Genomic DNA, 12,200 nt, shown 5'->3' on the forward strand with positions numbered 1-12,200 from the left:
TCGAGCGCCGCGGACTCTTGTCAGTCGGCCGAACTGGATTTACCGACCATTGAATAGGAAGCGATCGGACCACTTGTCGTCGACTTCTCCGAAATGGGTTCCGGGGTCGTATTCTTCGACGGTCAAAGCGAGGGAGCCAGCGGACAGCCGGCCCGCGGCCGCGAGAACCGCATATGAAGCCACGACGCGATCCCTCTGGGCGACAACGAGTCCGATACGTGCGCTCAGCAATTCCCGCTGGGCGTTGAGAATATCGAGCGTGGTTCGCATGCCTGCCTTCGCCTCCTCCCGGACGCCGAATAGAGCGCGTTCCGCCGCTGCGATCTGCGCGCGAGCCGCGACGATCTGAGCTGACGCAGATTGTAGAGCGCCCCAGTTCGAACGCATCGACGCCGTCAGCTCCGCGCGCGCTACATCGACGTCGAACCGCTTCTGTCCGGCGCTCTCCTTCGCTTGACGGACCCGAGCGGAGGTCGCGCCGCCTGTGTAAATTGGAACCGACAGGCGACCGAGCACTTGCGCGCCGACGGCTCGGTTGCTCCGCCCATCGACATCGGATTGCGTGAAGACATTCGCGACCATCGAGACGCTGGGCAAGAATTCCGCTTCAGCAATCCTGATCGCGAGATCGGCCACATCGGCATCATGCGCGGCGGCGAGAACGAGTGGATGCTCGCTCTGCGCCGCACGCTCCGCTTCCGCGAGCGACTTCGGCAACAAGCGATCGGCGGATCTCGCCGGGGCGAGCTCTTTGGGCTCACTCCCGATCACTTGCCTATAGGCAGCGATACTGGCGTCGAGCGTCGCGCGAGAGAGCGCCGCTTGTGATCGACCAGAGGCCAACCGCGCCTCGGCTTGTGCGATATCGGTTACAGTGATCTGGCCGGCAGCCGCGCGCTCTCTCGTTTGGCGCAATTGCTCGTCGAGCACCGCCACATTGTTCCGATGGAGACCGAGAGCCGCGGTATCTCGCAACACGTTCGTATAAGCGACCACGCCGTCGAGCAGAACGCGTTGCTCCGTGAACCGCAGACGCTGGCGAGCGGCGAATGCGCCCGCTTCTGCGGCATGGGTCGAATGGGTCGCCTTGAACCCGTCGAATAGCGGCTGCTCGACGCTCAACATCGCCGAACGGGGCAAAGAACGTCCGGCCTGAATGCTCTGGACGTAACTCGGATCCCAGACATTGCCGTTGTTCACGTCGATCGCGCTCGAAACCGATCTCCGTTGCTGGACTCCGAGATAGGAGTCGAGGCCGACACGCGGCCGCATTTGGGCGCGCGCCCGAGGAACATTTTCGTCCTCCGCTCGTACGCCGGCCCGGCCCGAATGGAGAATTGGATTCGATCGATAAGCCGCCGCCAATGCGCCGTTCAGAGTTTCAGCGTGAACGGTCGTCGCTTCCAGCAGCACGCAAAGTGCGACGCAGAGGCGGGTCATCTGAAAGCCGCCTCTTCGATCTCGCGCTTCCTCGTCGCAACGCCTTCGAATAGCGTGTAGAGCGCTGGAAGAACTAGCAATGTCAGCAGTGTGGCGCTGATCAATCCGCCGATCACAACCGTCGCGATCGGCTTCTGCACTTCGGCTCCCGTTCCAGTGGCGAGCGCCATTGGAACGAACCCGAGGGAGGCGACGAAGGCGGTCATGGCCACGGGCCGAAGCCTCGTCATGGCTCCTTCCTTGATGGCCGCGCGGACCGGTCGCCCGAGATCGATCAGCTGACGAATATAGGTTCGCATGACGAGTCCATTCAAAACGGCGACGCCCGACAGCGCGATGAATCCGACTGCCGCAGAGACGGACATCGGCATATCTCGAAGCCACAAAGCGGCGATGCCCCCAGAAAGCGCCAGAGGCACGGCGCTGAACACCAGCACCGCGTCCCACAACGCGCCGAGCGCCGAGAACAGCAGCAAGAGGATCATGAAAAAGCAGATCGGAACGACGATCATCAATCGTTGACGCGCTTCGACGAGATTTTGGAATTGCCCTCCCCAAGTGATCCAATATCCTGGAGGAACATGCACTTTGTCGCCGATCTTCTGCTGCGCTTCATTCACGACGGACGCGATGTCGCGACCGCGCACATTCGCGGTGACGACCACTCTCCGTTTGCCATTTTCTCGTGAAATCTGATTTTGCCCTTCGATGAAGGAAATCGAGGCGACTTGCTTGAGTTGAATCGTCTGCGGCCGATCGCCGCGATCGGATGGCAGCGAGATAGGGATATTTTCGATGGCGCGCATGTTCTCGCGCAGGCTGTCTTCGAGACGCACCAAAATCGGAAAACGGCGATCGCCCTCGAAGACCACCCCAGCGCGCTGGCCGCCGACGGCGACGCCGATGACGTCCTGCACTTCTGCGAGACTCAGCCCCAATCGCGCGATTTCCCGCTTGTCGACATTGATCTCACGAAACGGAAGGCCTCCGACCTGCTCGACCTTGACGTCCTTGGCGCCGTCGATTTCTCTCAGGATCGCGGCGATCTGATTGGCGGTTTTCAGCATGATGTCGAAGTCTTCCCCGAATGTCTTGACGGCGATATCGCCGCGCACGCCGGCCAGCAATTCGTTGAAGCGATTCTGGATCGGCTGCGAAAATTCGAAGGAATTGCCGATGAGGACGTCCAGCCTCGATTGGATTCGTCCGATCAGCTCCGGTTTGGGCAAATGGGGATCCGGCCAATCCGCCTGAGGCTTCAACATGATATATGTGTCCGTCAGATTGGGCGGCATCGGATCTGTCGCGGCTTCGGCCGTGCCCGTCTTGGAGAAGACATAGGCGACCTCCGGAACGTCGAGCAGAGCTTTCTCGACGCGCAGCTGCATGGCCTGTGACTGCGAAAGCGACGTGCTCGGAATGCGATAGGCTTGCATAGCGAGATTTTTCTCGTCCAGCGTCGGGATGAATTCCTGGCCCAGTCCGGCGAAGAGAAAGAGCGAGCCGACGAAGATGGCGACCGCGACGCCTATGGTCGGAGCCGGTCTCGCCGTCGCGCGGTCGAGCAAAGGGCGATAGAGCTTCTTCAAGCTTCCGACGATCACATTCTCCGTCTCTTCGATCCGCCCGGAAATCAGGATCGAAATCATCGCCGGCACGAAGGTCAAAGAGAGAACGAATGCGGAGGCCAGCGCGATTATGACGGTCGACGCCATGGGCTGGAACATTTTGCCTTCCACTCCGGAGAATGTCAGCAAAGGTAGATAGACGAGAATGATGATGCCTTGCCCATAGACCGTCGGCTTGATCATTTCCTCCGCCGACGCGATGATCGTGCTCGAGCGCTCGCCCAGCAGCAGATCGCGTCCGATCATGTGCCGCCGTTCCACGAGGCGTCGCAGACTGTTTTCGGCTATAATGACCGCGCCATCGGCGATCAGCCCGAAGTCGAGCGCGCCGAGGCTCATCAGATTGGCGCTGATATGACCCTCCACCATCGCCGTTATCAGCAGCATCATGGTGATCGGAATCACCAAGGCGGTGATCAGCGCCGCTCGAAAATTGCCGAGCAAGGCGAAGAGAACGATAATGACCAGAAGCGCGCCTTCCGCTAGATTTTTGGCGACTGTCTGGATGGTGGCGTCGACCAAGACGGTCCGATTCAGGATCGGCCGCGCCTCGATTCCCGGAGGCAGAGACTTGTTGATCTCCTGCATCCTGGCGTCGATTGCCGCCGATACGGTCCGGCTGTTTCCGCCGATCAGCATCAGCGCGGTTCCGATGACGACTTCTTTTCCGTCCATGCTCGCGCTGCCCGTGCGCAGCTCTCGCCCGACCCCGACTTGCGCGATATCCTCGACTCGCACCGGCACGCCGCCTCGGGTCGTCACCGGAACGGCGAGAATGTCCGCGAAGCTCTCCAGCCGCCCACGGCTGCGAATGACATAGCCTTCGCCATTGTCTTCGACGTAACCCGCTCCTCTGCTCACATTGTTGCGGTCGATGATCGCAGCGAGATCGGTGAAGGAGAGGCCGAGGGCGTAGAGCTTCGCGGGATCGGGGTGAACGCCGTAGGTCTTCACATATCCGCCGAGCGAGTCGACGCCAGCAACGCCCGGCACGAGTTTCAATTGCGGTCGAATGATCCAGTCCTGGACGGTGCGCAGATAGGCCATCTGCTCGAGATCGCTCCGCAGCGTTTCCCCTTCCGGCGTGACGAATGATCCGTCCGTCTGCCGACCGGCCCGTCCAGAATTCACGCTCGAGGCGGAGCGGCGGTCCGTGAATGTGACGCTCCACATATAGATTTCGCTGAGACCCGTCGCGACGGGTCCCGTTCGGACGTCCACACCGCTCGGAAAGTCGCCTTGCGCCTGGAGCAAGCGTTCCGAAACTTGCTGACGCGCGAAATAGATATCCACCTTGTCGCCGAATACCGCGGTCACTTGCGCGAAGCCATTGCGCGACAGCGAGCGCGTATATTCAAGTCCTGGAATTCCCGCGAGCGCATTCTCGATCGGAAACGTAACCTGCTTTTCCATCTCATTCGGCGACAATGACGGAGCCGATGCGTTGATTTGAACCTGGTTGTTCGTGATGTCCGGAACGGCGTCGATCGGAAGGCGGGTGAGCGACCAGGCTCCTGTGAGGCAGGAGAGCGCCGCGACCAGGACGACGACCCAAGGTCGTTGAACAGAAAATGAAATGATCGACTTGATCATATCCGACTCGTCACTTTCATCGAGACGTCAAAGGGAGCGAATTATTCGGCGAGATCCGGCAGCAGGCGGCCCAGTTCGGCTTTCAGCGCGAAAGTGTTGGCGGTCGCGATCAATTCGCCGGGAGCCAGATCGGCGACGACTTCGACCGACTCCTCGTCGGAGGTTCCCGTTTCGATCTTGCGCCGGATAAAGCCTTCGTCCACGCGCACAAATACGGAAGGCTCGCGGTTCACCAGCTGCACCGCGGTGCGCGGAATCATCGCGCCGACTTGCAGACGCTCCAGGTCGATCCGAGCGGTCAATAGGCCGCCCGGTCTTAGAGCGAGATCCGGATTCTGAAATCTCGCCACGACGCGCGCCGACTGAGTGCCCTGGCTGAGTAGCGGACTCACGAAGATGATGGATCCTTCCAGCTGCCGCCCGTCGCTGGCGGCGAGTTGGGCGGCCTGCTTTTGGCGCACGTTCGGAAGATCTGTCAGCGCTACCGACAGATCGGCCCAAACTACCGACAGATCTGCGATGACATAGAGCTCGCCATCGCCACCCACCGGTTGTCCGAGGCTCGCTCGACGTTCGGTCACACGTCCCGAAATCGGCGCGCGGATTTCTTTGCGGCGCAGCTGTGAAGTCGGTTGTTTCGGAAGAGCAGAGATCTCGGCCTCGCTCAAATCGAGGGCCGCGAGCTTCTGGCGCGCCAGATCGAGGCGCAGCTGGGCTTCGGATAGAGCGGTCTGAGCGCGGAGAAACACTTGTTCCGCAGTGATCTTCTTTTCGAACAGCCCTTTCTCGCGCTGGAAGAGCTGTTGCTGCAGATTGTAGCTCACAAGGCTCGCGAGGAAATCGCTCTTTGCGTCGGCGACTTCGCGACTTTCGAGATAGGCGATCGTTTCACCGCTTTCCACCCAGTCTCCGATGTTCTTGCGCAATTCGGCGACCGTGCCGACCACCTTGGCGGCGACATGTCCGACTCGGTCGGTATCGGCGGAAACAAGAGCTGGGACGTTGATGCGTCTCGTCAGGACGCCGCCCTGCACTGGTCGGACGGCGAACTCGGCCGCCGCGATCTGCTCGGCCGTCAATTTGATGAGTCCGTTGACCGTGTCCGACGCCTTTTGCGCGCCGATCATCGGCGATTTCGGCGCGAGAACGGAGCGGAATGGCTCCGCTATTTGCGGAAACCAGGAGCCGATCAATGCGCTCGCGACGCCCACGGAAATGAGGGCGCCCTTGCTCACGCGGGGCTCGGCGGATCGTCGCCAGTGAATAAAAGCTTCCAGCGGGCGCGGCATGCTCATGCTCTGGCCCGCCGACCCACCCAGAACAGCATGAACGCAGCGAGGCGACGGTTGAACAGCAGCATGTAGCTCACGTGTGCGATGACGAAGCCGAGCAGGAAGTTCGCCGACGCTTCATGGACCTCGGTGATCCAGGATTCGCTTTTGTCATTTTCGCGCCGATCGAGGCTCGCCTTCTCCGAGGAGCCGCGCAATTCTCGATTGCTCGGCGCATGCCACTCCGAAGCTGACGAAAAAGCGGCTTCGTCTCGGAGCGAAGGAAGACGCGAAGTCGGTCGATCCGCCAAGATTCCGGTCACGACCGTCGAGACCAGCGTAAGAGCCACTCCCGAAAGGAGGAGCTTGCTCACCGCGGGGTGATCGAACCAGCGGACGTGTCCGAGTTCCGTCAACCCCGGAAAAAACCGAGAGATTCCGAGCTGGCGAGCCTCGACGACGCCCCAGATAATGCGGACGATCAGGATGAACGTCACGCCATAGCCGAGCCATTCGTGAATGGAGCCGAGCTCCCCGCTGGCATAAGCCGATAGCGCCAGCCCTGCCAGGGCGGCATGATAAAGACGGATTTTTTCGGGAAGGGTCATTTCTGACTCCGTTCGAGGACGCCAATCGCAGGCCAAAGCCGGTTTCAACGGCTCTTTGGCTGCCGTGTTCGCGTCTCGTGTCGATCTTCGGGTTCGACGCCCAAAAGCCGCGGCGGCGCTGGGAGGAATTCCACCGTCGGCGCAGAGCGTGTTACGTGGTCTCGACTTGCCTCTGTGAAGGTGTGACGCGTTGTCGTATTTTCTCATGGGGTCGAGGAGGGGCAGATCTGCGTCGACGGGACCTGTTCTTACAGGACGAGACCTGTCGATCCGCTGTCGAGACGTGTCAGGGATTTGTCAGCTCTCTCGCGCGATACAGGGTCATGGCACGAAGAATCGGACATAGTTGTGTGGCCGTGCTGCTCCTCGGAGCGGCCGTCGCCATGGGCGCTGGCGACGCCCTCGCTGTGGAGGAGCGCCTTCGTCGCGAAGATCACGACGTCGCTCGAGCAGCGCTCGAAAGGGGCGAAATTCTGCCGCTCGAGAAGATACTCGCCAGGGTACGGGAGAGCGTTCGCGGTGACGTCGTCGGGGTCGAGCTGGAGCGAGATCGTGGCGCCTGGATATACGAAATCAAAATCATCGGCCCCGGCAGCGCCATGATCGAAGCGCGCGTCGATGCTCAGACGGGTAAAATCGTCAGGAGAGGCGACTGATGCGCGTCCTGCTCGCGGAGGACGACGAGCGTATCGCGCGAAACGTGAGCGCATCGCTGAACGAAGCGGGGTATGTGGTCGATTGGGAAGCCGATGGCCAGGAAGCCTGGTTCAAGGGCGACACCGAGGATTACGCCGCGGTCATCCTCGATCTGGGCCTACCGAGCATGGACGGCCTTTCCATTCTCAAGAAATGGCGATCGGGCGGTCGCTCCATGCCGATTCTCATACTCACGTCTCGCGACAGCTGGCTCGAGCGCGTGGACGGGATCAATTCGGGCGCTGACGACTATTTGCCGAAGCCTTTCCGAATGGAAGAATTGCTGGCGCGACTGCGCGCCATCGTGCGTAGATCCACCGGCTTGTTTGCGCCCATCGTCACAGTAGGAGATCTGCATCTGGACACGCGTCAGATGCGGGTCAGCCTGAACGGTGAACCCGTATCTCTTACGCCGCAGGAATACAGGCTGCTCAGCTATCTGATGCATCACTCCGGCCGAGTGGTGCCGAACGCGGAGTTGCTGGATCAGCTTTTTTCCCATGACTGCGACAAGACCGAGAACGCGGTCGAGGTCTTGGTCGGACGCGTGCGCAAAAAGGTCGGTTCGGAGCGCATCGAGACGCGGCGTGGATTCGGCTACATTGTCGGCGGCGGCAAATGAGGGCGAAATCGCTTCGCCTGAGATTGTCGATCGCCGCATCCCTCTCTCTTTGCGTCGCGCTGGTTCTCGCGGGCGTCGCGCTGGTGGCGCTGTTCGAACGATATGTGATACGTCGCGTCGGCGTCGAGCTCGACACTTACATTCGGCAATTGGCGGCGAATGTGTCATTAGGCCCCGACGGAGCTCTGCAACTCGGCCGACCGCTCGCGGATCCACGCTTCGACCAGCCGCTCAGTGGTCTCTATTGGCAAATCGTCGAGGATGGAGCCGGCGTCAAACTGCGGTCACGATCCCTATGGGATCATGTCATCGATTTGCCGAATGACGAGATCGAGCCTGGAATCGCTCACCATCACGACCTCCCCGGTCCAAATGGCGAGACCCTATTTCTGGGCGAGCGCCGCGTGAATTACGCGACGGAGGGCGGCAATCGGCGCTTGCGGATCACCGCGGCCGTCGACCGGAATGAAATCCTCGAGGCGAGAACGGAGTTTGCTGGCGATGTGGCTGCTTCGCTCGCGGTGCTGGCGCTCATTTTGTTGGCGTCGTCATGGGGGCAGATCGCGGTCGGCCTGAGGCCGTTGGAGGCGCTTCGGCGGAACGTCAATGCGGTTCGAGCAGGAGAGAAGAAGTCGATTACAGTCGATGGCCCCGAGGAGATCATGCCTCTGGTGGCCGAAGTGAACTCCCTGCTGGAAGCGAAAGCGAAAGCGGTCGAAAGCGCCAAGGCGCGCGCCGCCAATTTGGCGCACGCCCTGAAGACGCCTCTCGCCATTCTCGCGACGGATGCGGAACGGCTCCGGAAGGACGGTCGAGACGAGATCGCCGACGAGCTTCAGGAGCTCGCGTTCGGCATGCGGCGTCACATAAATCGGGAGCTATCGCGGGCGCGGTTGCAGTCGCTCGCCGGCTCGCCTGTCCAAGCGACGCCTCTTCGAAATGTGGTGGAAAGCTTGACGAGAGCGCTCATGCGAACGCCGCGTGGCGGCGCTCTGTCCTGGCGATTGGACATTCCTGCGGATGTGACGATCGGCATGGGCGTCGAAGAAGCCACGGAGCTGTTTGGCGCTCTCCTGGAAAATGCGGTCAAATGGGCGGCCACGGAAGTCCATGTATCGGCGGAACGCGAATGCGTGTTGTCGATTCTCGTCGAGGACGACGGCCCGGGAGTTCCCCCCGAGAAGCTCGTCGAGCTCGGGCAGCGTGGCGTTCGCCTCGACCAAAAGACCGAGGGCACCGGGCTCGGTCTATCCATCTCGTCGGACATCGTCGACGCCTATGGCGGGCAAATTCGCTTTGGAACTCGCAGCCCTCACGGGTTTCAGGCGATTATCACACTGCCTGCATGATGGCGCTCAGAAGCATTTGTTCGCCTTCAGCTCGTAGACCCAGGCGGCGCACTCGTTCTGGCGTCCGCCGTGCTGCCTCATGCAATTGTTGTAATTCGTTTCGATCGCCAGGCACAATGCGATTTTGGGATCCGCCTGCGGGACGAAGCGACGCCTGTTTTGGTCTTCGTCATAATCACGCGGCCCGTCTTGCCTTCGGCGCCACTCTTCATATTCGCGCCGGCGGCGCCGCTCGCGCCATTCCTCGCGCATCTCGTCGAGACGGGCGCACGCCTCTTCGTCGCCACTCTCGCAATCCTCATGAAGGCGATGCATGTAGTCTCTTCGGCGGTCCTCCTCTTCTTCTTGAGCGCGTGCCAGAGTAGGGGCCATCGTTACGATCAACCCGATGACAACCGCTTGTGTCCATTTCATGGATGGGCCTTTTCCATCGTACGGAAGGGACCACGCGACCTTCCTTCGAAACCATATAGATGGTGTCCGATTAACGAGTTATTAACAATCTCATTGTCGGGCTTTTTACGGCTATCATTACAATTGCTGTCTATTTCCGTCGAGATTAGACTCAGAATTTCCATTGAGAACTGACCCAGGTTGAGGATGGTTTCCGGGGCAGTCGGTCGTCAAGTTTTGGTCTTCTCCTTTGCTGGTTTGTCCGCTTTCGCCGACATGTCCTTGAACCGGAAGCTGTCGTTTCCGGTTTCGAGGATGTGGCAGCGGTGAGTGAGGCGATCGAGCAGAGCCGTCATCATCTTGGCGTCCCCGAAGACGGCGGCCCATTTGGCGAAATCGCATGCCGATGGGCGCCCGAAAGTCGCGCCAAGGAGAGGAGCTGCGTGTTCCAGCGCGGCCTGGCGAGCAGGAAGAAAAAGAGAACAATCTCTGCACACGGAGCGTGCTATCTATTTGAAATTACAAATATTTTAGTCCAGCCCATCATGGGCGCCGCGGAGAATATAGTCTCTTGATTTATAGGCGATATCATCCTGGTCTCTAGGCCGTGGCGGCTGTGCGCGCATTCTGCGCCACCTCGATACGACGGTTTTCGTCCGCTTCCTCGGACGTCATCTCATTGGCGCTGCACGCCGCGCGAGCGGATCCTTATGCGGTCCTTACGCCCGACGGGGCAAATCCGAATAGCCTCCTTACGCGCTCTGCAGGCATATCCCGAGCATTGTCGAAAGGGAGACTGATCATGCTCGACCTTGTCTATCTCGGCCTCGGCGCGATTCTCTTCGCGCTGATGGGGCTTTATGCGCGCGCCTGCGGGCGGCTCTGAAAAGGGAGCGAATGATGCTCGAACCGATCATCGGCCTGGGCGTCGCCGTGCTGCTCGGCGCCTATCTCGTCTACACGCTCCTTCATCCCGAGAAATTCTGAGCCGAGCGTCTCGGGCTCCGTAAAGGAAACGATCATGAACGCCATTGGCTTGGCGCAAATCGCCGTCGTGCTGGCAGCCGTCGTCTTCGCCGCCGTGCCGCTCAGCGCCTTTATCGCTCGCGTCCTCGCCGGCGAGCGCACTATTCTGACGCCCGTTCTGCTTCCCGTGGAGCGCGTCTTCTACAAGCTCGCCGGAGTCGATCCGGCGCGTGAGCAAAGCTGGCTCGTCTATACGAGCGCCATGCTCGCCTTCAGCGTCGTCGGCTTTGCATCGCTCTATGCGCTGCAGCGCCTGCAGAATGTGTTGCCGCTCGATCCGCAGGGCTTCGATCCTGTCCCGGCCGATCTCGCCTTCAACACATCGATCAGCTTCATCACCAACACCAATTGGCAGAATTATGCCGGCGAGACGACGATGAGCCATCTCGTGCAGATGCTCGGGCTCACCGTTCACAACTTCCTCTCCGCTGCGACCGGCCTCGCAATGGCCTTCGCGCTGGTGCGCGGCTTTGCGCGAGCAGAGTCGCCGACGGTCGGCAATTTCTGGGTCGATCTCACACGCGGCGCGCTCTATGTGCTGCTGCCGCTGTCGATCGTCTTCGCGCTCGCGCTGGTCGCGCTCGGCGTTCCGCAGACGCTTCTCGGCTCTGTCGAGGCGACGACGCTAGAGGGCGCCAAGCAGGTGATCTCGATCGGCCCGGTCGCGAGCCAGGAGGCGATCAAGGAGCTAGGCACCAATGGCGGCGGCTTCTTCAACGCCAATTCGGCGCATCCGTTCGAAAGCCCGAACGCGATTTCCAATCTCCTCGAAATATGGGCGCTGCTCGTCATTCCCTTCGCGCTCGCCTTCGCCTTCGGCCGCGCGGTGCTGGATTTTCGGCAAGGCCGCGCGATCGCCATCGCTATGCTCATCGTGCTCGTCTGCGGCGTGCTCATCGCCTATTGGGCGGAGGCCGCCGGCAATCCGCTGCTGACGTCGATCGGCGTCGATCCTTCGCCCGGCAATATGGAAGGCAAGGAGGTGCGCTTCGGCGTAGCCACCAGCGCGCTCTTCGCCGCAGCGACGACAGGCACCAGCACCGGCGCTGTCAATTCGATGCATGACTCCTTCATGCCGATCGGCGGCCTCGTGCCCTTGTTCAACATGCTGATGGGCTCGATCGCGCCGGGCGGCGTCGGCGCCGGTCTCTATGGCTTTCTCGTGCTCGCAGTCGTCGCGGTCTTCGTCGCCGGCCTCATGGTCGGCCGCACGCCGGAATATCTCGGCAAGAAGATCGAGGCGCGGGAGATGAAGCTCGCCATGCTCGCCGTGCTGATCTATCCGCTCTGCGTGCTCGGATTCTCCGCGGCTTCCGCGCTGCTGCCGGGCGCGCTCGCGAGCTTGAACAACGCCGGCCCGCACGGTCTGTCGGAGATCGTCTACGCCTTCGCCTCGACGACCGACAATAATGGCTCGGCCTTCGCGGGCCTTTCCGGTGAGTGTGATCACGGTTTCTGATGTCGTGCTCATCAGGCTTTTTGATGGGCTTCCCACTTCCGCTTCCCGCACGCTGTAGGGGTGGTGGGAAGCGGAAGTGGGAAGTCAACGTCTGAGTGACTTGAGAGGGCATGCG

The 12,200-nt window shown here is 60.9% G+C and carries 10 protein-coding genes and 1 pseudogene; 5 read left to right on the forward strand and 6 right to left on the reverse strand.

What is annotated here, in order from left to right:
* Positions 1 to 39: 39 nt before the first annotated feature.
* From K369_RS07615 to K369_RS07630, 4 genes are read right to left on the reverse strand one after another with little or no spacing between them, the layout of a single operon-like run.
* On the reverse strand, positions 40 to 1,440 hold the full coding sequence (locus K369_RS07615; RefSeq protein ID WP_036289669.1) for a TolC family outer membrane protein: 1,401 nt from the start codon (positions 1,438 to 1,440) through the stop codon (positions 40 to 42).
* Entirely contained in the window at positions 1,437 to 4,661 is a 3,225-nt protein-coding gene (locus K369_RS07620; RefSeq protein WP_036289671.1) for an efflux RND transporter permease subunit, read from the reverse strand. The genes K369_RS07615 and K369_RS07620 overlap by 4 nt, the downstream gene beginning before the upstream one ends.
* 41 nt (positions 4,662 to 4,702) lie before the next feature.
* Positions 4,703 to 5,950, reverse strand: a complete 1,248-nt coding sequence (locus K369_RS07625) for an efflux RND transporter periplasmic adaptor subunit (protein ID WP_156967827.1) — start codon at positions 5,948 to 5,950, stop codon at positions 4,703 to 4,705.
* Positions 5,951 to 5,952: 2 nt separating this feature from the next.
* Positions 5,953 to 6,588, reverse strand: coding sequence for a cytochrome b/b6 domain-containing protein (locus K369_RS07630; protein ID WP_198033070.1), 636 nt, complete (start codon positions 6,586 to 6,588; stop codon positions 5,953 to 5,955).
* Positions 6,589 to 6,947: 359 nt separating this feature from the next.
* Here K369_RS07630 and K369_RS07635 point away from each other — a divergent pair, with 359 nt between their 5' ends.
* From K369_RS07635 to K369_RS07645, 3 genes are read left to right on the forward strand one after another with little or no spacing between them, the layout of a single operon-like run.
* On the forward strand, positions 6,948 to 7,196 hold the full coding sequence (locus tag K369_RS07635; RefSeq protein WP_198033071.1) for a PepSY domain-containing protein: 249 nt from the start codon (positions 6,948 to 6,950) through the stop codon (positions 7,194 to 7,196).
* Positions 7,196 to 7,858, forward strand: a complete 663-nt coding sequence (locus tag K369_RS07640; RefSeq protein ID WP_036289677.1) for a response regulator transcription factor — start codon at positions 7,196 to 7,198, stop codon at positions 7,856 to 7,858. The genes K369_RS07635 and K369_RS07640 overlap by 1 nt, the downstream gene beginning before the upstream one ends.
* The gene (locus K369_RS07645) at positions 7,855 to 9,207 is read left to right on the forward strand and encodes a HAMP domain-containing sensor histidine kinase (protein ID WP_036289679.1); all 1,353 of its coding nucleotides are present in this window, start codon (positions 7,855 to 7,857) and stop codon (positions 9,205 to 9,207) included. Before K369_RS07640 ends, K369_RS07645 begins: the two co-directional genes overlap by 4 nt.
* A 6-nt stretch (positions 9,208 to 9,213) precedes the next feature.
* Here K369_RS07645 and K369_RS07650 read toward each other — a convergent pair whose 3' ends face one another.
* Both K369_RS07650 and K369_RS26335 read right to left on the reverse strand, forming a co-directional pair.
* Positions 9,214 to 9,621: a hypothetical protein gene (locus K369_RS07650; protein ID WP_156967789.1), complete on the reverse strand. Its 408-nt coding sequence runs from the start codon at positions 9,619 to 9,621 to the stop codon at positions 9,214 to 9,216.
* A 209-nt stretch (positions 9,622 to 9,830) separates the two neighbouring features.
* Positions 9,831 to 9,995 (reverse strand): annotated as a pseudogene (locus K369_RS26335) (ATP-binding protein); the annotation flags it as partial.
* 502 nt (positions 9,996 to 10,497) lie between these two features.
* Between K369_RS26335 and kdpF the strand changes: the two are divergent.
* Entirely contained in the window at positions 10,498 to 10,587 is a 90-nt protein-coding gene (gene kdpF / locus K369_RS25455) for a K(+)-transporting ATPase subunit F (RefSeq protein WP_084570557.1), read from the forward strand.
* 34 nt (positions 10,588 to 10,621) lie between these two features.
* Complete coding sequence (gene kdpA, locus K369_RS07655; protein ID WP_245278132.1) at positions 10,622 to 12,085, forward strand: potassium-transporting ATPase subunit KdpA; 1,464 nt, start codon at positions 10,622 to 10,624, stop codon at positions 12,083 to 12,085.
* Positions 12,086 to 12,200 lie beyond the last annotated feature (115 nt).

The sequence above is a fragment of the Methylosinus sp. PW1 genome (assembly GCF_000745215.1).
Classification (GTDB): Bacteria; Pseudomonadota; Alphaproteobacteria; order Rhizobiales; family Beijerinckiaceae; genus Methylosinus.